Here is a 20,986-nt window from a genome sequence, read left to right as displayed (position 1 = left end):
GCCGGTCATGTATTTTTCAAAAGGCATGAAAAAGCCCGCTCAGTGGCGGGCAGCGGATCAAATCGGGAAGGGCAGAAACAAGAAGCCCGGCGCTGGGCCGGGCTTGGTGTCAACAGCTAAGTCAGTGGATGAACTTTGCCGCTGTGAAAGCGAGCCCCGCCAAAACACCGGCGAGACCGATAAATTTCCAAGTTTGCTCGTTGATCGTCTTTTGTACGTCCGTGATCGATTTCTGAAAGGTGACAGCCAAGTCCTGCACATCTTTTCCGCTGGCTCTGACAAAACCCGTGAAATCGTCCTTCGAGGCGAGCAGAGCAACATCTGTCTTGTTTGCCATGTTGGATTCAATGGCATCAAGGCGAGACTCCACGCGCACAAGTTTCTCCCGAATATCTTGGGATACTTTCTCCAGTGCCGTTACCCGCGCTTCCATTGAGCCACCTCCATCGTTGCCCCCAGTATTGCCCGGTCCGCCTCTTTTGTCATCCGATGATGGAAATGCCAGAACATTTTTGCCATTAGAGTCGATGATGGAATTATTGCTCACCTGCCACTCTCCTGGCCTCGGCCTGGGCAATCATGCGGATTAATGTTTCAGAAAGATGCTTGGCGGTATCCAGGGGCATCGATACGGCGCCGACATCTAATCTGAAAATTTCAACCTCTCCGGATTGTCTCTCCATTCCATCTGGAACAGGGACAAATTTTGAGTTCTTAACGTTGATTGAGGTTCTGCCGAACGTGAGGTGTATCGCCTCCTGTCCGTTCCAAGAAATCGCAAACGCATCGAACTGGTCAACCTGCTCATCCATGTAGCTGCCGGCTTTGATGTGGTTGATCATTACCCCGGGCTGGTCGCTCAAACTTGCCTCCTTGCGCTAAGCGCAGATGAATTTGTCACAGCATCCCGCCGCGCCACACGACGCGTCCGATGATCCGCACTTCGTTTATTTCGCCATCACGCAAAACCTCATCGCCATAGCGCGCCTTATCCGAGTTATCGCTTCGGATTATCCAGCCATCGATGTCTGACTTCACAAGGCGTTTGACGATCGTGCCTTTGGTGGCGCTCTGCATGGCGAAGATCTGGCCGTCTTTCGGTTCGATCTTTGACTCATCCACCAGCAGCACGTCTCCATCGTTGATGGTCGGCTCCATGCTGTGGCCGTTCGCGTAAATGACGTCCAGGTGTCGCTGATTGAGGTTATTCGCGCGCAGCCAAGACGACTTGAACGCCATGACGCCACGAATCTCTACGTGAGGGTTGTCGTCGCCTTCACCGGTCGAACCGCGTGCGGTGAGTTGCAATACGCCTGTGTAGGCCGGCTCATTTCGGAGATCGAAGCTCCTCGCCGGTACGCGAATGTCGTCTGTCTCTCGATGAGAGGGGCGCATATCTGGGAGCGAAGCCGCCATCTTCTCGATCTGAGCGGCAAGTGTTGGACTGATATCCGACACAGGGACCTGCAGCGCTTTCGCAAAAACTACAGCAGCATTAACGCTCAAGGCTGTGCGCCCATTCATAAAGTGGCTAACAGCGCCTTGCGTCACGCCATCGCCCAGTTCTGCGGCGAGTTTTTCTTGGGTGAGCTTCAGCTCCCCGCGCTTTGCCTGGAAGAGGGATTTCAGACGAGCGCTGTCTTGCAGCTGCCAGTCAGATAACGGAAGCCGTCGGGAGTCTTTTTTCATGGAGTGATGTTATTACCCACGGTATTTACTTAACCAATATCGCCGGTATTGACTGTTAACAATACCGGCGGTCATACTTGTGGTGAAATCTACGCAGAGGACGCCGCAATGCGCCGAATCCCACTCACCGAATTTGCCAAAGAACACGGCCATACAAAGGCCGCGCAGCTGCTCGGCTGTACGCAGGGCGCCCTCAGCAAGGCGATCCGCGTAGGCCGTGATGTGTACGTGACCCTCGAAGACGACGGCAGCTTGTCGGCGCAAGAGCAGCGTCCGTTCCCGTCCCAGAAATCCGCCGCATAACCAATTTCAACAGCCAGGAGCATCGAAGCATGTACATGGATCCCAACCAAAAGCGCGCCATCCCGGTGAAGGTTCGATTTGAACCAGTGCTTGACCGGATTCTGCGCAAAGCCGCCACGAAGACCCGCATGCAGCATGCGACCTATCTGTACGAAATCATCGAGTGGGCTGTGGCCAATGGTGTGATCGAGGAACTGATGCAGGACAAACAAGAAGATATCGCGGGCTGAAGGGCCTATGGAGGCCTAAATGCATTTCGACATCGACAGGCTGTCGCCGGAGGCTCGACGACAGGTGTTGGCGCTTATGGAGGCCAACGGTTTGACCCTGGGTGAAAGCCTCAACCAGATCGTGGAAGGGGCCGTAGCCGAGGGAGCAACTTCAGCAGTAGGGCGGAGGAAGGCAAAAGTCCTCCAGTTGGTGGTGACCCCAATGAGGGCCTCCGGCAGGGACTCTTCAGGGTAATCCAGAGGGCCTCTGCCAAATTCGAGACGAAAAAAAGCCGGGGTAGTGACCCGGCTCTCTTAAAACACGCTGTGGGAAGGATTATATGCAAACCACGCCACTTATCAATACCCCCAACAATGTCGCGACACGTTTTTCGAATTCTGAAAACGTGTCGCGTACCTCTATGTCGTCGCAAGAGATTGCGGAGCTGGTGGGTTCGCGCCACGACAAGGTCAAGCAATCCATCGAGCGACTTGCCGAGCGTGGCACCATTCAACTTCCCCCAATGGGGGAAGTTAGAAACCACCTCGGTCAGACCGTAAGCGTTTACCAGGTCTGCAAGCGAGACAGCTTCGTCGTGGTTGCCCAGCTCAGCCCTGAGTTCACTGCGGCGCTGGTAGACCGCTGGCAGGAACTGGAAGGGCGGCTCGCACAACCTCGCGAACTCTCCCGGATGGATCTCATCCAGATCGCCTTTGAGGCTGAGCAGCAGCGTCTGCAACTGACAATTCAGGTCGAAGCACAAGCCTCGAAAATCCACTCCATGGAGAACCTGTTCAAGGAGGGGATGACCCACACCCAATTCTGCAAGGGCCTCAATGGGGTCAACGTCATGCAGGTGGGCAAATACCTCGAAGGCCGGAGTTGGCTCTACAACGAGAGCAAATCCGGCCTGCGATTCCGTGTGGCGTCCTACGCCCGCGACAAGTACATGACCGAGCATCAGAACGAAGTCACTCCCCATGGCAAAGAACCTTTCATTGCCTTCACACCGGTTCTGCTGAAGAAGGGCGCCGTGCGCCTGTACGACCTGTACCTGGACGGCGAGCTGCCAATGAAGAAGACCTGGGACGGGCTGTTCACCCATGACAAAGCACTCAAGGGGGCCGCGTGATGGCTCGCATTCGTACCGTCAAGCCGGAGTTCTGGTCGAGCGAGCAGGTTATGTCCTGCCGCCCGATGGCTCGGCTGCTGTTCATTGGTCTGTGGAATTTCTGCGATGACGGCGGCAATCACCCGCTGGCGCCGCGCACCATCAAGGCGTTGGTATTCCCCGGTGACGACATCACCACCGAAGAGGTCAGCAATCTGCTGGGTGAGCTGGAAGGTGCCGAGCTGATCCAGAGCTACTGGGTGAACGGGAAGAACTACTTCCACGTTCGCGGCTGGAAGCACCAGAAGATTGAGAAAAAGAACTTCAAATACCCCGGCCCACCGTCTGAATTCGACGACCAGTCAGAGAACATTCGCCAACAATTCGCCGAGAAGTCGTCGACTGATCGTCGACCGGTAGACCCCGGAAGGGAAGGGAAGGGAATAGGAGAAGATCAACACAACTCACTACACGCGAGCGGTGAAAATTCGACTGGTCCAGCCAGTGCAGAATTTGCACCAGTTGATCCGGAGCCGGTTGATCCAAAGTCACCACGGGAAATGACCCTCGACTGGAAACCTGATCACAAGACCTTGAAGGCCTACGCCTTTCGCATGGCAATCCCCGTCGACACGTTCACCGATGAAGCAACCGCTGCTTTCGTATGCCACTACTCGGCATCCGGCCGCATCGAAACAGAGGCTTCCTGGGTCAGCTTGCTGGTGAAGTGGGTGAAGCGCGATACGGCCACTGCCAGCAATGTTCACCGCTTTCCTGAGCGGCGCCCATCCGCTGAGCCTGACTTCGACAGCAGCGCATGGGCCACTGGGCTTGTGGTGAGCCCATGAAGCCAGCCAACCAACTGATGGCGACCATGGGCAACCTGCCGCCAGCCCTTCAAAGCCAGCCGCTCCACGTGACGACTGAGACGGTCGATGTCGTGAACGATCTGTTCCGCCGCCTCCGTGGGATCTTCCCGGCATGGCGCCAAGCGTGGCCGTCCACTGAAGCGCTGGACGCAGCCAAGGCCGAGTGGATCAAGGAGTTTGCCGACGCTGGCATCCGAACCTTGGAGCAGATCGAGTTTGGTATCCAGAAGTGCCGCAAGCTCAAGAAGCCTTTTGCGCCGAGCGTTGGTGAGTTCATCGCCATGTGCGTGCCAAGCCCTGAAGACTTCGGCATGCCTGCGCCGGCCGAAGCCTGGCTCGAAGCGCTGATGGGCACCTACAGCCATGAAGCCGTAAAGCTCGCGGCGAAAGCGACGGGCCTGTTCGACCTGCGAGCGGCAAAGCAGGAAGACAAGGGTCTGCGCGCCAGATTCGACCGCTACTACGAAGTGATCCTACGTCGCGCTCAGGCCGGGCAGGCACTCGACGGAAAGATCGCCGCAGGCATTGGCCACGACAGCCAGAAGAGCGAACTGGAACTGGCTGAGGAGTTCGCCAGCCAGCGCCAAGCCCGACTGCTGTCCACTCAAGGCGTTCCAATCACTGGCGCATCAGCACGGGCGCAGCTGCTGGCCAAGTTCGGCAGGAAGAACACGGAGCAAAGGACATGACCGACTACACCGGACTGAAGCGGCTGTGCGCTGCTTTGATTTCAGCGAACGAAGCCTATCTGGAAGATAGCTGCAGCATCGAAAATCAGGAGCGGTTCCATGCAGCTGATGATGCGCTGCAAGACGCTCTCCCTCCTGAGGTTGTGCTGGCCATCATTGCCGAGAACGAGCAATTGCGTGAATCCCCGGGCATGGGGGCCATCCGCTCGCTGCGTGGTGACTGCGCTGACTTGATGGCCAGGTGCAACCAGCTCCAGGAAGAAAACGAGGCGCTGCGCAGGGAGATGAAATCATGAAGTCCTTACTGCAATGGTTCGTCTTCTGGAGGCCGGCCAAGCACATTCCTATGGCCGTTTTTCAGGGAGTGCTTGCAGGTCTGGCGTTTTCGCTGATTGTGTTTTCACCGCTCTGGATTGCATTGCTTGAGGTGCTGCCATGAATCCCGAATACACGATCCGCGACCGCAGCGATATCAACCGCCTCGCCGGCGCCTTGCACGCCATTGATCTGACCAAGCCAAAGGTGGTGGTGATCCGCGACGAGAAGCGCCCGGACGTATGCAACCGCAAGATGTGGGCAATGCTCAAGGACGTATCCGAGCAGGTGATCTGGCACGGCAAGAAGCTGACCAGTGAAGACTGGAAGTGCCTTTTCAGTGCCTCGCTGGAGAAGCAGCGTGCGGAGCCAGGTCTCGACGGTGGATTCGTCGTGATGGCCGTGTCGACCCGCAAGCAGTCGCAGAAGTGGTTTAGCGATCTGTTCGAGCTGATGCATGCCTTCGGCGCAGAGCATGACGTGCGCTGGACTGAGCAGGATAAATGGGGGGGAAGGTACTGATGCGAACTGCCCTCAAGGATGTGAAGCAGAAAACCTGCAAAGCCTGCGGCGAGAAGTTCGCGCCGATGTTCAACACCACGCAGGTGGTGTGCAGCCCGAAATGCGCGCTGGCCCATGCGCCGGCGAACAGCGAGAAAGCCCGTAAAGCCATCGGTCAATGCGAGCGCCATGAGATCAAAGTCCGCAAGGAGAAGTTGAAGAGCAGGGCGGATCACTTGCGCGAAGCCCAGGCCGCGTTCAACGAGTGGATCCGCCTGCGTGATGCCGATCGCCCATGCGTGAGCTGCGGTCGTCACCACGAAGGCCAATATCACGCCGGGCACTACCGCTCTGTGGGAGCGAACCCCGAGCTGCGATTCGAACCGCTCAACGTGTGGAAGCAATGTGCGCCATGCAACACGCACCTGTCCGGCAACCTGGTGAATTACCGAATCTCACTCCTACAGGGAATCGGCGCCGAAAAGGTCGAATGGCTCGAAGGGCCTCATGAGCCCCGCAAGTACACCGTCGAAGAAATCAAAACCATCAAGGCCGAATACCGGGCCAAGACCCGAGAACTGAAAAAGGGGCAGGCAGCATGAATTACCACAACGTGATCTCAGCAGTAGTTCGGGCCTTGGCCGCCGAGACGATCAACAGTTCCGGCGGATGCAACGTAGAGCCCCGAGTGCAGGCCAGCAAGCTCAAGGGCGAGATATCCGGCAAGGATGCCGCTCTGCTGGCTGACTGCATCGTGCATAAGTTACTGCACGCCCAGCTTACCCCTCGGCATTGGAACGCCCTGGTGGCAAAGTACAGCACGCACCGTGGACGCAAGATCGACTCCATCGGCCGGCTTGTCGCCGTTGTGAAGAGCCCGGCGCCGCAGCGCTTCACTCAGCAGGCCGTCTTGGTGTGGGCGGTGCCGCAGCAGGTGAAGGGCATTCAGCGAGTTGCGACCCAGATCAAGGCGCCGAAGCACCGGGAGAACAAGGAGAAAAGCCAGTGGGATTGGCGCAACGCGGCAGCAGACGCTGATGTTGCCCGGGCCAACAAGCATGCGCGCGCCGTCGCAGAGGAAAAGCCTGGCGAGATGATCGTCCTGGCCGACTCGAACTACGACATGACGAATTGGGATTCCCAAGGACTTACAGAGCGCACTTACCAGCGTTGGAACAAGTCCATCAAGGAGGGTTTGGAGTCGCTTGTGAACGAGGCTCTGATCGAGGCGCAACATATGCTTGAAGCGGTCGGGGTGCTGGAAAGCGAGGCGGCATGAAATAGTCCCTCAAAAGGGCTTGCAATGTCATGTCGCCATGTCGCATTATTACCCCATCCTGTCATTCCTGCGCGTATCGAGGAGTGGCAAACCTTCTCCCAGGAGCAGCGGCACCACTTGTTGTGGCTGGAGTCGTAGCGGGCACCGTAGGTTTGTTAGCGTTGGTAGCTGTAAACCTGCTGTATCTCAAGGTGCAAGAGCCGACCGTAGCGGCCTCGACTACGAAGGAGGATAACGAGATGGTGAAAAAAACCGATTTGGCGTTTCTGAACACGATTCACGCTACCGGTGCCGGTCTCGTCTCCAGCCTTATCATTGCCGGTCTGATTCGAGCCTAACGGCTCACCAAGCCCCGCCTAGTGCGGGGTTATTTTTTAAACCCGCCCTGTGCGGGTTTTTTATCGCCTCGAATTTACCTGTAGCCAGGACAGCCCTCGGGAAGGCCTGGACGTCGATAGCCGGATAGTGCGACGTACGGAATCAACACCGGCAGCCCGCGCACTCTTACCTCACATGCTGTCGGGGTGGCGCGAGACTGGATCAGCGAGATCGATGCAGAGGGGCGTCGACGTTGAGATGGACTTTGGCCGACAGCTCGGAAAGACGAGCGCACCTATTCAGGGCCTCTGCACTCGCAGGGGCTTTTTCGTTTATGGAGCATTCGATGCAAAGCCACGACTATGTGCCGGGTGTTTCCGGCTGGAAGCTCGATAAGGTTTCGGGCGAGTTCGAGTTCAACTCCTGCACTCTCGGTTGCGCGCGCAAAGCGCCTCAGCGCCAGATGGTGTCAGTAGAGGTAGCCAGCTACAGCAAGTACGACTTACCCAAGAACGCCGCTAACCTGGTCCAGTTCATGGAGGCCGAGCTGCAAAAGGTGCCAGAGGAATACCGGCATGCCGCAGAGTTTGAAGAGTTCGATGCGAGCTACGGCGATGATTCGTTCAGCCCGCGCCTGTTCCTCAGCTACTCGCGCCTCGAAACCGAAGAGGAGTTGGCCGATCGCCTTGAGAAGGCGAAGAGTGCTGGCACCCAAATCAAGTACGAAGGCGGAGTCACCTCCGTTTTCCATAACGGAATTCTTCGGTACCGGCTTGGCAACCTCAACGCTCCAGAGCCTGAGCTTGGCACTGCTGATCAGTCTGCGAAGCCTTTCGTCGTTGTCGATGGTACGACCTATCTGAACGCGGCGCTCATCAAGGAGAGCACGATCGCCCGCGCCAAGATCGCCAGTAATTGGTCGGTGAAGATGCAGGTCACCGCCGACGGACAGTACGTCGCGGCCGGTATCGGCCTCGGTTTTCCCTCGCAGTTCTTGGTCAGCGCTGATCGCTTCGCCATCAAGGAGCTATCTGAGTTCGAGCGGGCTCAGGCTAAAGGTGCCAGCGCCGTGCTTGATTTGCTGGCCGGCATCATCGGCGACATCAATCTGGGCAATGTGGCGAAACAGGGTAGCGACGATACTGATCGGCTGGCACTGGATCGCCGTCTCGCTTCGATTGATCACCGCCTGGCCAGCCTTGAATCGAACCGCTTCCGCCGGCCGTACGCCAACTGATCCCAAGACGGGACAACAACCAATTCCTTCACTCCCTAATTGGGGAGGAACCGAGATGCCAAACATGCCAGACAAACCAGACACATGGGCGATAGCGCTTGCGTGGTTGAGCCAGCATTCGCCAATCCTCTATGCGGCTGCGCTGTCGTGCGCCATGGCCGTCTTGAGGATCACCTACGGTGGCGGCACGCGTCGCCAGATGCTAGTCGAAGGCGCGATCTGCGGCGGCCTGACCTTGACCATCATCAGCGGCCTGGACTTCTTCGGCCTGCCCCAGAGCATGGCCACCTTCGCCGGCGGCTGGGTTGGATTTTTGGGGGTGGAGAAGATCCGGAACATTGCGGATCGGGTGACTGATTTCAAGCTACCAGCGCGCAAGGCTGAGTAGATCGCGGGTTCACGGGTGCAGGGCGATCCACGACTGGCAAGCAGCTTCGAGTTCGGATGACAGCTCGCTCAATTGATCCTGGTTGATCGCGCCTGAGAGTAGTAGTGACTGGTTATATCCGATCGCGCCGGTTTTCAGGCGATTGAGCTGACTCGAGTCTTTGGCTTCCGAAATGTGCCTTAAGTTGGCACGTGCGTGGGCCATCGCTGTAATCGCATCAATTGGCATGAGGTTCTCAATAGGTAAATTCAACTTAAGTCTTTCACCTCTGTACTTACTGACCAAGCTTTTTTTGCCAATCACTTTGTTCGCGACACCTTTTCGCGTACAGCAAATTGTGTCGCGACACGCGACGAGGAGAGCAGCATGGATAACCAGCACAAGAAGATCACCGGCTACCGCGACCTGACCCAGTCCGAAATCGACGGTATGAACTCGATCAAGGCTCTGGAAGCCGACGCCGGCGAGCTGTTCAAGCAGATTGGCCAGATTGAAGGGGTTGATCCGCGCCTGTTGGCGTTGGCCAAGACCAATTTGCAGCAGGGCTTCATGTGGTTCGTGCGCTCGATCGCCAAGCCCGTTGATCCTTTCAGCTGATGAGTGACGTAACCCGCCTGCGCCACGCGCTCCCGCTGAGCCAAGACATCAACAAGGCTCTGATCGATCTGGATAGCGCGATCGCCAAGGCCATCGACACCGCCAAGGCTGCCGGACTGCCTCAGGGCCTGATCGTCGCTGAGTTGCACGGGCACGCTCACGCGCAAACCCACAACATGGTGAAGGCATGACTGCAGACATTCATGACATCGGCGACCAGCGCCCACACCTGACGGTAGCGGCGGTTGACGGCGTCCACGTGCTGCCCTGTGACCTAATGCGCTCAGTGATCGCCGGCGACAAACCATCAGCCATCCTGAGCGAACCGGTTCTGCGCCGTATCATTGAAGAGTGGCTCCACGGGGTGACGGCATGACCGCGAAGCTTGTTGAGTTCAAGCGTGAGGGCTGGTGCGATGCCGCCAAGACGCTGCGCAAGATTGCTGATGACCTCGATGCCGGTGTGCACCCGGAGTGCACTGTAGGCGCGCTGACCCTCATGGGGCCGAAAGGCGAAGTGACGGTGTTCGGGCTTGGTCCCAAGTGCGACGACCTGCAGTGCCTGGGTGCCATGCGCCTGGGTGAGCAGAAGCTGATTGATGTGCTGCTCGATGGCGGAGAAGGGTAGATCGTGGTGAGTTACATCGAACTGGTGGCATACTGCCCATCCAATTAGGATGGGAGTTGATCATGATTTTTCAGCACGTAGACTTGGCCAAGCAAAGATTGATCGAAAGCACTTCAGATGACTGCGGGACAGTTCAAGCTTACTGCGGATACCTACTCACAGAGCTATCTAAGTTCTTCGCCTTAAGCCACATCCAAGCTAAGTATGGTGTGGTTCTCACGGCTGATGATAATTTGGTTTCTACTATCTCCACGCCATACGGCGTTGCTAGAGGCCGATTAACTATCCAGCTTGTAGATGGGGTTGTTGCCGGCCGGTACGTATTTGAAAAAAGTGTGGTATCCGGTGAGGGGGCCGAAATCTGGGTACCCGTTTGGGCGATCAGAATAAGTCGACTTGGCAATGTTTTGCTTGGTGATGAGGGCGACATTGAAATCGATGTGTCGAATGTCGGACCTCATAGCAACGCAATCAGCGCGCCGGCGAAATCTTTGCTGTATTCCATTGCAAGCACACCAATTTTTAATCAGTAACGGCAGTCTGATCAGCCCCGCCAAGCGCGGGGCTTTTTATTGAGTGAAATTCGACATGACAACTAAGCAGCCCGACTGGGAGGCGATCGAACGAGCCTACCGGGCGGGTTCGCTTTCCATCAGAACCATCGCTGAGCGCCAGGGCGTGAGCGACACCGCTATCAGGAAGAAAGCCAAAGCCCTTGGATGGGCAAGAGACCTTTCTGACCAGGTACGTAAAGAGGTTCGCAGCAAGCTGGTTCGCGGAGAGGTTCGCAACGACCAAGGCGCGAACTGCGAACTCGACGCCGAGATCATCGAAGAGGCCGCAGAGCAAGGCGCCCGGGTGGTTCGCAGTCACCGTCGCGACATTCGCAAGGCGACGATCCTTGCGAACCTGTTGATGGATGATTTGATGACCACCATCCAGCGCCGCGAAGACATCGAAGACGCGATCGAGGATGAAACCTCCGAAGACAACAACGGCATGCGCCGGGCCTCGATGCTCGCCGCCGTAGCGCTGCCCAGCAATTCCAAAACATTGTTCCAGCTTTCCTCTGCAATGAAGAATCTGCAGGTTCTGGAGCGTCAGGCATACAGCCTGGACGAGAAGGAGAAGACGGACGAAGCCGACGAACTCTCGAAGATGATGGACGAACTATCGAAGGACGCCTGACATGAAGCCCGAGCACATGAAGCTGCTCCGGGACAAGCGTTGGAGGCTCAATAATCTCTACTTCATAACTGACAAAGGCGGGAAGAAAGTCCGCTTCAGGATGACGGACGAGCAGATCGAATACTTCGACGGTATGCACACCCGGAACATCATCCTGAAGGCTCGTCAGCTCGGCTTTACCACCGAGTGCTGCATCATCCAGCTGGACGCCGCTCTGTTTGAGTCGGCCAAGTGCGCGCTGATCGCCCACACCCTGAACGATGCCAAGCGCCTGTTTCGGGAAAAGGTGAAGTATGCCTACGACAACCTGCCGAAAGAGATCCGCGCCGCAAACCCTGCGAGCAACGATGCCGCCGGCGAACTGGTGTTCAGCAAGGGCGGTTCGCTCTACGTCAGCACCTCGTTCAGGGGCGGCACGCTGCGTTATCTGCACGTCTCCGAGTTCGGGAAGATCTGCGCCAAGTTTCCGCACAAGGCCCGCGAGATCGTCACCGGTGCCTTTGAGGCGGTGGCCACTGACTGTTTTGTCACGATCGAATCCACGGCGGAAGGCCGGGCGGGCTACTTCTTCGACTACTCACAGAGCGCCGAGAAGCAACTGCTGTCCGGCACGCCGCTGGGCAAGCTGGACTGGAAGTTCTTTTTCTTCAGCTGGTGGAAGAACCAGGCCTACTGGCTTGACCCGGCCGAGGCGGTCATCCCGCAGCGCCTGACCGACTACTTCAACGAGCTGTTCGCCAAGCACGGCATCGACACGAACCCGGGCCAGCGCGCCTGGTACGCCGCCAAGGAGAAGACCCTCGGCGACGACATGAAGCGGGAATACCCGTCGATCCCTGCCGAAGCCTTCCAGCAGTCGATCGAGGGCGCCTACTACGCCCAGCAGTTCACCAAGCTTTACGCCGCTCAGCGCATCGGCACGCTGCCAGACAACAGCCACCTGCCGGTGATGACCTTCTGGGACATCGGCGTCGGCGACTCCACGGCCATCTGGTTCGTGCGTCAGGTCGGCAACGAATACCACGTCATCGACTTCTACCAGAACAGCGGGGAAGGCTTGCGGCACTACATGAAGGTGCTCAAGGACAGGGGCTACACCTACTCCGAGCACTGGGGGCCGCACGACATCGACAACCGCGAGTTTGGCAGCGATGCCAAGACCCGCCGGGAAATGGCGCGCGAAGGCTACGAGATCGACGGCCAGCACTACCGCATGACGTTCCAGGTCGTGCCGAAGATCGGCGTCGACGACGGTATCGATCAGGCGCGAGAGATCCTCGCCCACTGCGCCTTTGACGAGGCGAAGTGCGAAGAGGGCATCACCGCGCTGGAGAACTACCGCAAAGAGTGGGACGACAAGAAGGGCTGCTGGAAAGACCGGCCGCTTCACGACTGGGCGTCTCACCCTGCTGACGCATGGCGCTACTTCGCTGTAGCCAAAACCAAGCGCGCCACCATGACCCACATACCTGTCACATTCAGCTTCTGAGGCCATCCATGGCGAATTTCAGCACTCCCCGGGCAGAGTACGCACAAGCCCTGCCTAGCTGGCAGTTGGTGAAACGCTGCGTAGCCGGTGCGCGAGAGGTGCGCAAGCACGACGAGTATTTGCCGATGCCAGACCCGGAAAACAAAACCCCGGAGAACCTGGCTCGCTACAAGCAGTACAAGAAGCGGGCGATGTTTCTCAACATCACCGGTCGCACTCGCACCGGTCTGATGGGGGCGGTGTTTCGCAAGACGGCGGAGCTGTCACTGCCAACCGCGGTGGAGTATCTGAAGGAGAACGCCAGCGGAGACGGCACCAGTCTTGAACAGTTGTCGAAGGAATCGGTCGGCGAGTGCCTGGACAGCGGGAGAGGTGGCTTTCTGGCCGATTTTCCGACAGTTGCTACAGAAAGCGGTGTTAGCTCTATGGCTGATCTGGCCACCAAGCGCGCCCTGATACATCACTACGATGCTCTATCGATTATCGACTGGGATGAGCAGGTGATCGACGGTGTAAAGCGTCTGGTGTACGTGAACCTGCGGGAATGCGTGTCTGAGTTCAACGCTACCGATCTGTCCCGCGAGACGTATACGCAGAACCGGGTCCTGCTGCTGGTCGATGGGAAATATATACAGCGCGTCTACAAGGAAGGCGAGGCAAGTGTCGAGGAGACGCAGCCTACTGACAAGGCTGGCCAGCCATTCGATCACATACCTTTCAGCTTCTACGGCGCCCAGAACAACGACGCCAGTATCGACAAGTCGCCGCTGGAAGACCTGGCCGACGTCAACATCCTCCACTACGGCAACAGCGCCACGGTGGAGGAGAGCAGCTTCATCAGCAGCCAACCGACACTGTTCATCACCACCAGCATTGACGCCGACGAGTTCGCGAAACTCAACCCGAACGGGATGCACATCGGCTCTCGGCGCGGCCACAACCTCGGGAAGTCGGGGTCGGCAGTCATGCTGCAGGCCACGGAGACCCAGCTGGCCCGCGAGCTGATGAAGGACAAGGAAGAGCAGATGCTGATGATCGGCGCCCGCGTCGTCCAAAAGGGCAGCGGCGCCGAAACGGCAGAGGCTGTTCGAATCCGGTACAGCTCGGACAACAGCGTGCTGGGCACCATCGCCGGCAACGTATCCGAGGCCCTGAAGCGAGCCATCCTCGACACCGAACGCTTCATGATGGACGCGCCGGACGAGAAGGGCACGGTGTTCTGGCTCAATCAGTCGTTCTTCGACGAGACGATGACAGCGCAAGACATACTTGCCCAGGTACAGCTCTGGCAACAGGGCTTCATTGCCAAGTCCGATGTCCGAGTGAACCTGCGTCAGGGCGGCGTTCTTGAAGCTGATCGTACCGACGAGAAGATTGATGAAGAGCTGGCCAGCGCGCCACCGGTAGGCGGAAACGATGAGTAACGAAGGCTACCTGACGGACGCCACCACTCGGCATCAGGTCTATGTCCAGCGATATGCCGGCGGGAACATGAAGCGGGTGGCTGTATTCATCAGCAAGGCCATCAGGACAGCCAAGGCGCGCGTAGCAGAGGGGCTAAGTTCATACGGTACCCGCCGGTACATTTCGCAGATTGAAACGCTTCAGGGTGATCTGCGGAGCATCTACGACGACATGAAAGGCCGTACGCAGCTCGATCTTAGCGAGTTTGCCGTCTATGAGGCCGCCTTCAATGCCAAGCTGCTCGGCACTGCTATCAAAGCCATTGTGCAGCTCAATGCACCTGCCGCGGAGATGGTCGCCGCATCAGCACTGGCCGATCCAATGCTGCTAGAGGCAAGGAAGGGCGTGCAGCGCATCAGCATCGCCGGCGCTCTGGACCAGTTCGGAACGAAGAAGGCGGCCGAGATCATCAGCGAGATTCAGATTGGTTCGTCAATTGGCGAAACCAGTCAGCAGATTGCGAAACGCCTCACCAGCATTCACCAACTGCACCGCGATCAGGCCGACTCGCTGGTCCGAACGATCACGAACCATGTGGCCAGCTCGGCGCGAATGGCAACGCTCAATGCTAACGCGGACATCATCGAGGGCAAGCGTCGAATTGCCACGCTCGATGGGCGCACATCACCGTTCTGCCGCTCGGTCGATAACCAGATCGTGCCTCTCGATGCGCCGTCGCCGCCCTTCCACTGGCGGTGTAGGACTTCGGAGATTCCGGTGATCAAAGCTGAGTACCGACGGGAGATATCGGGCTCGACCAGGCCCTCTGTGGGGGCAGAAGGTATTCAGCAGGTATCCAGCAATGTCACGTATCAAGAATGGTTGTCCCGACAGCCGGCATCGTTTCAACGCGATGCGCTCGGGCCTGGCCGATATGCGCTCTTCTCCAAAGGAGATCTGCAACTCGACAAGTTCGTCGACGACAGTGGCAAGACGCTGACTCTGAAGGAGCTGCGAGATCGTGAACCTATGGCTTTCGAGCGGGCTAATCGCTAGTGTCGTTGGTCCAGCAACCAAGGGATAAATGCATGGCGAACACAACAATGATTACCAGAAAGCTGGATAGGCTTTCTGGAATGGGATTGGCATTTGCTTTGGCGAACCATGTAGGTGATGAAGTCATCCACACAATGCGGCCAGGTCATTTCGGAATTGTCACCGTCGAAACTGTCGTGAAGAAAGGGAAGGAAGGGGAATCCGACACTACCTACGAAAAAACACACATCAGGCCTTTTTCCGATCGCGACTACAGAAAAATTCTCGCCTCGCATGAGCTGCCATGCAGGGAGGACGGTGTCTATTACGTGTACGAGGTAAAAGGCGTTGCCGAGTTTCGGAGCATCTTTCAAGACGATGCGAAAGCAAGAGCCCTTATTGCTTCACGGATAAATAATGCTGAGGTTGATGTTCCTGATCACCTCTGATGCCAAGAAAAAAACGAACCGCCCATGTGGCGGTTTTTTTATGCCCGCAGGCAGGGCCTGCACCAAGTCTCTGGGAGACAGCAATGACCTTGAAATTCCAACTGGACAGCCTCGAAGGCATCGACGAATCCATTCATGCCCTGTACGTCGAGAAGGACGGCAAATTCGTTCTCGGCATTGAAGGGCTGCCGCAGCCGGAAGATGTTTCCGGACTGAAGTCGAAAGTCCAAGAGCTTCTGGACGAGAAGAAAGCCGAGGCTGACAAGCGCAAGGCTGCTGAAGAGCAGGCTCGACTGGATCGAGAAGAAGCGCTGCGCAAATCCGGCAACGTCGAAGAGCTCGAAAAGTCCTGGTCCGAGAAGTATGCACGCCGTGAAGCTGAGCTGACCGGCCAACTCGAAAGCACAAATAGCACCCTGCAAGGCCAGATCCGGGATCTGACCGTGGGCCGCACTGCTACCGAGATCGCGACCACTCTGGCCATCCCCGGCAGCGCCAAGGCATTGCTCCCCCACATCGAACGCCGGCTCAGCGTTGAGCAACGTGACGGAAAACCTACCGTCGTCGTGCTGGACGCGGCCGGCAAGCTCTCCGCGGCAACGCTGGACGAGCTGAAAGCAGAATTCACCAACGATCCGGCCTTTGGTCCGCTGATCGCTGGTAGCAAGGCATCGGGCGGCGGGGCCGGCGGTGCTGGGAAAGGCGGCGGGGCCGCAAAAGGAAACATCGGCGGCACCAAAGAGGAACGACAGGCCGCAATCGCGAGCCGGTTCCCAGACCTCCCTCAGAAATAAGGAAAATCACTCATGTCCCTGTCGCAAATGCAGGTCTTCAACGAATACGTAATGCCGGCGACCATCGAAACTCTGGATCAGATGCTGGTGGCGTTCAACGCTGCCAGCCGCGGCGCCATCCTGCTGTCGCCTGACGGCTTCACCGGCGACTTCCTCCAGGAGTCGTTCTTCCAGACCCTGGCTGCCGCCCAGCGCCGCGTTGATCGCTACGCCGCCAACGGTGCCGCGCCGATCACCGACCTGACGGAACTGAAGAACTCCTCGGTGAAAGTGGCTGGCGGTTTCGGCCCGATCCGCTACGAGCCATCGCAAATGACCTGGCTGGAGCGCCCAACCGCGCAGGGCATCGAAGTCGCATCGCGCGCGTTTGCCGAGATTCTGCTGAAGGATCAGTTGAACACTGCGATCGCTGCTCTGGTGGCGGCCATCACCGCTCAGGCAGCTGCCGTGAACGACGTGTCTGCAACCGCCGGGATCAGCCAGGCTGCACTGAACAACGCTCACGCGAAGTTCGGCGATGCGAGTCAGTCGTTGGTCACCCAAATCATGCAGGGCACCACGTACCACAAATTGGTCGGCCAGGCGCTCACCAACAGCGAGCAACTGTTCCAGGCGGGCAACGTCCGCGTAGTGGACATCCTCGGCAAGATCTCGGTTGTCACCGACGCTCCGGCGCTCATGCAGACCGGTACGCCGAACAAGGAAATCGTTCTGTCCCTCGTGCAGGGCGCGGCAATGGTGCACGACGGCCGCGACATCATCAGCAACGTCCAGACCACCAACGGCAAGGAACGCATCGAGACCACGCTGCAGACCGATTACACCTTCGGTCTGGGTCTGAAGGGTTACACCTGGGATACCACCGCCGGCGGCAAGTCGCCAACCGACGCCGAACTGGCAACCGGCACCAACTGGGACAAGACCGCTACCAGCATCAAGCACACCGCCGGTGTTGCTCTGATCGGTGACGCCTCCAAGTAACCCTGACTGCTGAGCCGGGCTTCGTGCCCGGTTCCGCGAGGACATGATCATGAGCAACAAAATCTGGTATCTGCCCGGTCCGTTTCACCAGTACCGGGAAAACGTAAAAGCGCTGGCCAAGGAACGTGGTTTGCGGATTGTCGACGCGAACGTCACTGAAGATCGCGAGGGTGAGGCTGTCGATGTGCCCGAGGTGACACTGAGGCAGGCGGCTCCGGCTCCGGCACCGGTGCTGCTGATCGACGGCCAAGGTGGTGTTGATGGCGCTGCGCTGCAGGAGCTAATCGACAAGTTGAACGCGGAGCGCGACGGCATCGTGCTGCTGATCGAAGCTGCCGAAGGTCTTGCTCCGCTGGAACATCCTGGCGCCGGCGAACTGCCGATTCGCCTGTTCGATGCACTGACCGCCATTCACGAAGGTATCGCCTCTCTGAAGAACAAGCGTGATGAACTGCTGAGTGAAGTTGAATCGCTCCGCGCAGACGTCGCGCGGCTGACTCCTGCACCGCAGAGTAACGGCTCAGTTCTCGATGATCTTACCGTTATGCAGATCAAAGAACAGCTCGACGCCAAGGGTGTTGGCTACAAGGTCAACGACTCGAAGCCCGAGCTGCTCGCTCTGCTGAAGACCAACCAGTAATACCCGGGGCTTTCGGCCCCATTCATTCAAGCGGAGGCCTGATGGCTACCTACATCACCGTGGCGGACGTTGACGCCGAACTCGGGCCTTCATGGGCACCAGATGAAAAGAAGGCTCGGGCAGTGTTGCAGGCGAATGCCTACATGACCTCGCTCAACCTGGTTGGTGTCGACATGGACGCCATCCCTGAAGGGGTGAAGCAGGCCGGCGCCGAACTGGCGGTGGTCGCTTCCGAGGGCAAGCTGTACCAGCAGCAAACGGAAGGATCGCTTGAGGCAAAGACGGTGAAAGCCGGATCGGTGACCACCAGCAAGACGTTCGCATCGATCGACACCAGCAAATCAACCGCGCTTCCCGATGGCGTCCAGTTCGCGCTGGGGTTGCTCGCGCCATGGCGCGCCAGCAGCTTCAGCTTCAAAGTGTACAGGTAACCCATGGGATTACGTGACGAGATCCAGACTGATTTGGCCGAGGCCTTCGACACTGACCTGGCCGATGCGGTGCAGCCGTTCACCGGCGAGTACTTGGGCCCCGGCGTATACGACCCGGTGACCGAGGAGACGACCGCCCAGCCGGTGACCTACACCGGGCGCGGCGTTCTGGACAATTACGACAGCCGGCGCATCGACAACGTGAATATCAAGGTCGGCGACGTGCTGTTGATCTGCCTGGTCAACGAGACGACGGATATACCTGCTGTCGGGCACAAGATAACCGCAGCGGATTTGCTGACTGGTGATCAAACGGTCTATCAGGTCGTCAGTCCTGGCACTGACCCTGCGAAAGCACACTACGAAATCCAGTTGAGGAAATGACCATGGCGGGAGGATGGAGTACTTCGCCTGTGTTGTTCGCTGATGTCGTCGAGGAGAACATTACTCGACGCGTGCGCGTGATCGCCTTGGCCATGCTGAGCGAGGTGGTTCTGCGATCGCCAGTGGACACTGGTCGGTTTCGCGGTAGCCATGTGATCAGCATCGGTGCGCCGGTATACGTGCAGCCAGCCAAGTTTGACCGCAACGGCGGAGGCACGATTAACGCAGGGGCTTCGGCGCTGACTGGTCTTGAGCCGTTCACCCAAGTGTTCCTGCAAACCAATCTCCCTTACGCCGAGAAGCTGGAGCAGGGCCATTCAAAGCAGGCGCCCGCCGGTGTCTACAGCGTGGCGTTTCATGGCGTCTCGCAGGCTTACAGATCATGACCTTCGAACAGATCCGCAGCATCGTCATCGGTCGCATGACGCAGTGGGCGGGCATTCCCGCCGCCGATGTCGATTATCCGAACGCTCCAGTGCCCTTTGACCCAGCAGGGCGACCGATCTGGGCGCGACTTGCCGACGTGCCAGGCCTTTCAAGTACGCCAGAAATTGGGCTGGGCCCATCTGTACGGCGCACAGGCATTCTTGTCATTCAGCTTTTTGTGCCGTCCTACAAAGGCACCCTGGCGATCACGAAGGCAGCGGACACACTGGTTCAGCATTTCGAGTACTACAGCGACCCGACCGGGCCATTTGACTGCTTTGCCGCATCCGCTCAGGTGATCGGCGACGATGGCCTAGGCTGGTATCAGGTCAACCTGCAGATTCCATACCGGGCCTACTGAGCCCACCACACCCACCGCCACATGGCGGTTTTTTTACGCCTTTTGATAGGAGAAACACCCCATGTCCAGTGGTGCCAAGGTCTCAACCGCGTGGAAGCGCGAGATCACCCCCGGAATCACCCCGCCCGGCGACTGGAATGTCCTGACCCGGGTCAGCTTCGGCCTGGTGCCGACTTACAACTCGGAAGAGAACAACGAGATTGGTGCCGACCGAATGGCGCAGGGCACCGCCCAGACCACCGTGGACGTCGGCGGCGACGTGGAAACCAAGCTGCGCTACGGCGCGCTTGATGACTTCATGGCGTCCTGCTTCGGTCGTGACTGGGTCGGCAACGTGCTAACCATGGGTAACGATCGCATTTCGTTCTCGATCGGCTCCTACGCAAGTGACGTGGGTATTGCTGCTGTCGCTCGCGGCGCTCAAGTGGCGACGATGAATTTCGATGTCCCAAACGACAACGAGATCAACGTAACCACCACTTTCGCCGCCATTGCCTGGGACGACAAGGCCGACAACACCTCGTTCATCGTCAATCCGCAATCCGAAGCGCACCAGCGCCGGTACGGCTTCAAGGACGTCAACGGTCTGAAGATCAACGGCATCCAGCTCGGCGAGGACAATGCCTGCATCGACAGCTTCAATCTGCAGTTCGACAACGCCGTGCAGACGCAGCGCTGCATCGGTAATGGCAATCCGTTCCCGGGCAACATCATCCCGACCACATTTACGCCATCCGGCTCGATCACCATGAGCTGGTCGAAAGCGGCCTACAACTTCTGGAAGTCGCAGCAGACTGGGGATGCGCTCAGCTTTGAGTTCACCCTTAACAACGGCGACGGTGGCTATACCTTCCTGCTGCCGGAGATGGAAGTGAGCGGTGACTGGCCGGATGGCGGATCGACCGACATCATTCAGGTAGAGCTCAGCTATACCGGGCGCCGCGTACCGCCGACCATCACTCGTCTGCCTGCGCCGATTGTCATTGCTGCAGTGAGCGTCACTCCGGCCACGGCCAGCATTGCAGAAGACGAGACCGTTGACCTCGAAGCCGTAGTCACGCCAGTTGGCTCCAGTCAGCTTGTCACCTGGACATCTTCGGCACCGGCCGTTGCCAGCGTAAGCGCAACAGGGCTTGTAACTGGCCTCTCGGCGGGCAGCGCAACTATCACGGCGACCAGCAAAGCAGACGGCACCAAGACCGACACTGCTGCGATCACCGTCACTGTTTAACCCTTTGCCTGGTGCGCCCTGCGGTGCGCGCCGGGCCTTT

34 protein-coding genes are annotated in these 20,986 nt (G+C 58.1%); 30 read left to right on the top strand and 4 right to left on the bottom strand.

Annotated features, from left to right (window positions below; genetic code table 11):
- Nucleotides 1-121 precede the first annotated feature (121 nt).
- The 3 genes from AC3WMT_RS01835 to AC3WMT_RS01825 are packed head-to-tail and all read right to left on the bottom strand — an operon-like array spanning nt 122 to nt 1,689.
- Nucleotides 122-547, bottom strand: a complete 426-nt coding sequence (locus AC3WMT_RS01835; RefSeq protein WP_218276671.1) for a hypothetical protein — start codon at nt 545-547, stop codon at nt 122-124.
- On the bottom strand, nt 537-863 hold the full coding sequence (locus AC3WMT_RS01830; RefSeq protein ID WP_103302227.1) for a hypothetical protein: 327 nt from the start codon (nt 861-863) through the stop codon (nt 537-539). The genes AC3WMT_RS01835 and AC3WMT_RS01830 overlap by 11 nt, the downstream gene beginning before the upstream one ends.
- A gap of 34 nt (nt 864-897) precedes the next feature.
- Entirely contained in the window at nt 898-1,689 is a 792-nt protein-coding gene (locus tag AC3WMT_RS01825; protein ID WP_103302226.1) for a LexA family transcriptional regulator, read from the bottom strand.
- 108 nt (nt 1,690-1,797) lie between these two features.
- Between AC3WMT_RS01825 and AC3WMT_RS01820 the strand changes: the two genes are divergently transcribed.
- The 12 genes from AC3WMT_RS01820 to AC3WMT_RS01765 all read left to right on the top strand — a co-directional run bounded on the left by AC3WMT_RS01820 (nt 1,798) and on the right by AC3WMT_RS01765 (nt 8,909).
- Nucleotides 1,798-1,992, top strand: a complete 195-nt coding sequence (locus AC3WMT_RS01820; RefSeq protein ID WP_028236757.1) for a Cro/CI family transcriptional regulator — start codon at nt 1,798-1,800, stop codon at nt 1,990-1,992.
- Between the two features lie 29 nt (nt 1,993-2,021).
- Nucleotides 2,022-2,222, top strand: a complete 201-nt coding sequence (locus tag AC3WMT_RS01815; protein WP_039012569.1) for a hypothetical protein — start codon at nt 2,022-2,024, stop codon at nt 2,220-2,222.
- Nucleotides 2,223-2,542: 320 nt separating this feature from the next.
- Nucleotides 2,543-3,334 (top strand): Rha family transcriptional regulator, encoded by a 792-nt coding sequence (locus tag AC3WMT_RS01810; protein ID WP_103302224.1) that lies wholly within the window; start codon nt 2,543-2,545, stop codon nt 3,332-3,334.
- Complete coding sequence (locus tag AC3WMT_RS01805) at nt 3,334-4,161, top strand: DnaT-like ssDNA-binding domain-containing protein (RefSeq protein WP_103302223.1); 828 nt, start codon at nt 3,334-3,336, stop codon at nt 4,159-4,161. Before AC3WMT_RS01810 ends, AC3WMT_RS01805 begins: the two co-directional genes overlap by 1 nt.
- Nucleotides 4,158-4,871, top strand: coding sequence for a replication protein P (locus AC3WMT_RS01800; RefSeq protein WP_103302222.1), 714 nt, complete (start codon nt 4,158-4,160; stop codon nt 4,869-4,871). The genes AC3WMT_RS01805 and AC3WMT_RS01800 overlap by 4 nt, the downstream gene beginning before the upstream one ends.
- Entirely contained in the window at nt 4,868-5,167 is a 300-nt protein-coding gene (locus tag AC3WMT_RS01795; protein ID WP_103302221.1) for a hypothetical protein, read from the top strand. Before AC3WMT_RS01800 ends, AC3WMT_RS01795 begins: the two co-directional genes overlap by 4 nt.
- Nucleotides 5,164-5,310: a hypothetical protein gene (locus AC3WMT_RS01790; RefSeq protein WP_158249160.1), complete on the top strand. Its 147-nt coding sequence runs from the start codon at nt 5,164-5,166 to the stop codon at nt 5,308-5,310. Before AC3WMT_RS01795 ends, AC3WMT_RS01790 begins: the two co-directional genes overlap by 4 nt.
- On the top strand, nt 5,307-5,708 hold the full coding sequence (locus AC3WMT_RS01785; protein WP_103302220.1) for a recombination protein NinB: 402 nt from the start codon (nt 5,307-5,309) through the stop codon (nt 5,706-5,708). The genes AC3WMT_RS01790 and AC3WMT_RS01785 overlap by 4 nt, the downstream gene beginning before the upstream one ends.
- A complete protein-coding gene (locus AC3WMT_RS01780) occupies nt 5,708-6,289 on the top strand; it encodes a recombination protein NinG (RefSeq protein WP_103302219.1) in 582 nt (193 codons plus the stop codon). Before AC3WMT_RS01785 ends, AC3WMT_RS01780 begins: the two co-directional genes overlap by 1 nt.
- Nucleotides 6,286-6,966, top strand: coding sequence for a hypothetical protein (locus tag AC3WMT_RS01775; protein ID WP_103302218.1), 681 nt, complete (start codon nt 6,286-6,288; stop codon nt 6,964-6,966). The genes AC3WMT_RS01780 and AC3WMT_RS01775 overlap by 4 nt, the downstream gene beginning before the upstream one ends.
- A gap of 664 nt (nt 6,967-7,630) precedes the next feature.
- Nucleotides 7,631-8,521, top strand: coding sequence for a phage tail tip fiber protein (locus AC3WMT_RS01770; RefSeq protein WP_256583444.1), 891 nt, complete (start codon nt 7,631-7,633; stop codon nt 8,519-8,521).
- Nucleotides 8,522-8,576: 55 nt separating this feature from the next.
- The gene (locus AC3WMT_RS01765) at nt 8,577-8,909 is read left to right on the top strand and encodes a phage holin, lambda family (protein WP_103302216.1); all 333 of its coding nucleotides are present in this window, start codon (nt 8,577-8,579) and stop codon (nt 8,907-8,909) included.
- A gap of 9 nt (nt 8,910-8,918) precedes the next feature.
- On the opposite strand, the gene AC3WMT_RS01760 is transcribed toward AC3WMT_RS01765, so the two are convergent.
- Nucleotides 8,919-9,161, bottom strand: coding sequence for a hypothetical protein (locus AC3WMT_RS01760; protein ID WP_146041209.1), 243 nt, complete (start codon nt 9,159-9,161; stop codon nt 8,919-8,921).
- Between the two features lie 114 nt (nt 9,162-9,275).
- Between AC3WMT_RS01760 and AC3WMT_RS01755 the strand changes: the two genes are divergently transcribed.
- The 18 genes from AC3WMT_RS01755 to AC3WMT_RS01670 all read left to right on the top strand — a co-directional run bounded on the left by AC3WMT_RS01755 (nt 9,276) and on the right by AC3WMT_RS01670 (nt 20,946).
- On the top strand, nt 9,276-9,506 hold the full coding sequence (locus AC3WMT_RS01755) for an Acb2/Tad1 domain-containing protein (RefSeq protein WP_103302214.1): 231 nt from the start codon (nt 9,276-9,278) through the stop codon (nt 9,504-9,506).
- Nucleotides 9,506-9,697: an alkaline phosphatase family protein gene (locus AC3WMT_RS01750; RefSeq protein WP_103302213.1), complete on the top strand. Its 192-nt coding sequence runs from the start codon at nt 9,506-9,508 to the stop codon at nt 9,695-9,697. The genes AC3WMT_RS01755 and AC3WMT_RS01750 overlap by 1 nt, the downstream gene beginning before the upstream one ends.
- Nucleotides 9,694-9,882 (top strand): hypothetical protein, encoded by a 189-nt coding sequence (locus AC3WMT_RS01745; RefSeq protein WP_103302212.1) that lies wholly within the window; start codon nt 9,694-9,696, stop codon nt 9,880-9,882. The genes AC3WMT_RS01750 and AC3WMT_RS01745 overlap by 4 nt, the downstream gene beginning before the upstream one ends.
- Nucleotides 9,879-10,133: a hypothetical protein gene (locus AC3WMT_RS01740; protein ID WP_103302211.1), complete on the top strand. Its 255-nt coding sequence runs from the start codon at nt 9,879-9,881 to the stop codon at nt 10,131-10,133. The genes AC3WMT_RS01745 and AC3WMT_RS01740 overlap by 4 nt, the downstream gene beginning before the upstream one ends.
- 62 nt (nt 10,134-10,195) lie before the next feature.
- Nucleotides 10,196-10,666, top strand: a complete 471-nt coding sequence (locus tag AC3WMT_RS01735) for a hypothetical protein (RefSeq protein ID WP_103302210.1) — start codon at nt 10,196-10,198, stop codon at nt 10,664-10,666.
- A 55-nt stretch (nt 10,667-10,721) separates the two neighbouring features.
- On the top strand, nt 10,722-11,321 hold the full coding sequence (locus AC3WMT_RS01730) for a hypothetical protein (RefSeq protein ID WP_103302209.1): 600 nt from the start codon (nt 10,722-10,724) through the stop codon (nt 11,319-11,321).
- 1 nt (nt 11,322) lies between these two features.
- The gene (locus AC3WMT_RS01725) at nt 11,323-12,810 is read left to right on the top strand and encodes a terminase large subunit (protein ID WP_103302208.1); all 1,488 of its coding nucleotides are present in this window, start codon (nt 11,323-11,325) and stop codon (nt 12,808-12,810) included.
- 8 nt (nt 12,811-12,818) lie between these two features.
- The gene (locus tag AC3WMT_RS01720; protein ID WP_103302207.1) at nt 12,819-14,234 is read left to right on the top strand and encodes a DUF4055 domain-containing protein; all 1,416 of its coding nucleotides are present in this window, start codon (nt 12,819-12,821) and stop codon (nt 14,232-14,234) included.
- On the top strand, nt 14,227-15,270 hold the full coding sequence (locus AC3WMT_RS01715; protein WP_103302206.1) for a phage minor head protein: 1,044 nt from the start codon (nt 14,227-14,229) through the stop codon (nt 15,268-15,270). The genes AC3WMT_RS01720 and AC3WMT_RS01715 overlap by 8 nt, the downstream gene beginning before the upstream one ends.
- Nucleotides 15,271-15,302: 32 nt before the next feature.
- Complete coding sequence (locus AC3WMT_RS01710) at nt 15,303-15,698, top strand: hypothetical protein (RefSeq protein WP_103302205.1); 396 nt, start codon at nt 15,303-15,305, stop codon at nt 15,696-15,698.
- 83 nt (nt 15,699-15,781) lie between these two features.
- Entirely contained in the window at nt 15,782-16,492 is a 711-nt protein-coding gene (locus AC3WMT_RS01705; RefSeq protein ID WP_103302204.1) for a hypothetical protein, read from the top strand.
- A gap of 12 nt (nt 16,493-16,504) precedes the next feature.
- The gene (locus tag AC3WMT_RS01700; RefSeq protein WP_047297589.1) at nt 16,505-17,473 is read left to right on the top strand and encodes a major capsid protein; all 969 of its coding nucleotides are present in this window, start codon (nt 16,505-16,507) and stop codon (nt 17,471-17,473) included.
- 49 nt (nt 17,474-17,522) lie between these two features.
- On the top strand, nt 17,523-18,113 hold the full coding sequence (locus AC3WMT_RS01695) for a hypothetical protein (protein WP_256583443.1): 591 nt from the start codon (nt 17,523-17,525) through the stop codon (nt 18,111-18,113).
- Between the two features lie 41 nt (nt 18,114-18,154).
- A complete protein-coding gene (locus AC3WMT_RS01690) occupies nt 18,155-18,544 on the top strand; it encodes a protein singed (RefSeq protein ID WP_103302203.1) in 390 nt (129 codons plus the stop codon).
- A 3-nt stretch (nt 18,545-18,547) separates the two neighbouring features.
- On the top strand, nt 18,548-18,928 hold the full coding sequence (locus AC3WMT_RS01685; protein WP_103302202.1) for a glutamate 5-kinase: 381 nt from the start codon (nt 18,548-18,550) through the stop codon (nt 18,926-18,928).
- Nucleotides 18,925-19,314, top strand: coding sequence for a hypothetical protein (locus AC3WMT_RS01680; RefSeq protein WP_103302201.1), 390 nt, complete (start codon nt 18,925-18,927; stop codon nt 19,312-19,314). Before AC3WMT_RS01685 ends, AC3WMT_RS01680 begins: the two co-directional genes overlap by 4 nt.
- Nucleotides 19,311-19,715 (top strand): phage tail terminator-like protein, encoded by a 405-nt coding sequence (locus AC3WMT_RS01675; protein WP_103302200.1) that lies wholly within the window; start codon nt 19,311-19,313, stop codon nt 19,713-19,715. Before AC3WMT_RS01680 ends, AC3WMT_RS01675 begins: the two co-directional genes overlap by 4 nt.
- A gap of 61 nt (nt 19,716-19,776) precedes the next feature.
- A complete protein-coding gene (locus AC3WMT_RS01670; RefSeq protein ID WP_103302199.1) occupies nt 19,777-20,946 on the top strand; it encodes a phage tail tube protein in 1,170 nt (389 codons plus the stop codon).
- Nucleotides 20,947-20,986: the final 40 nt, after the last annotated feature.

The organism is Pseudomonas sp. FW305-7, from assembly GCF_058786735.1.
The sequence above is the reverse complement of the archived record's forward strand: the minus strand, read 5'-3'. Positions and strand labels throughout refer to the sequence as shown.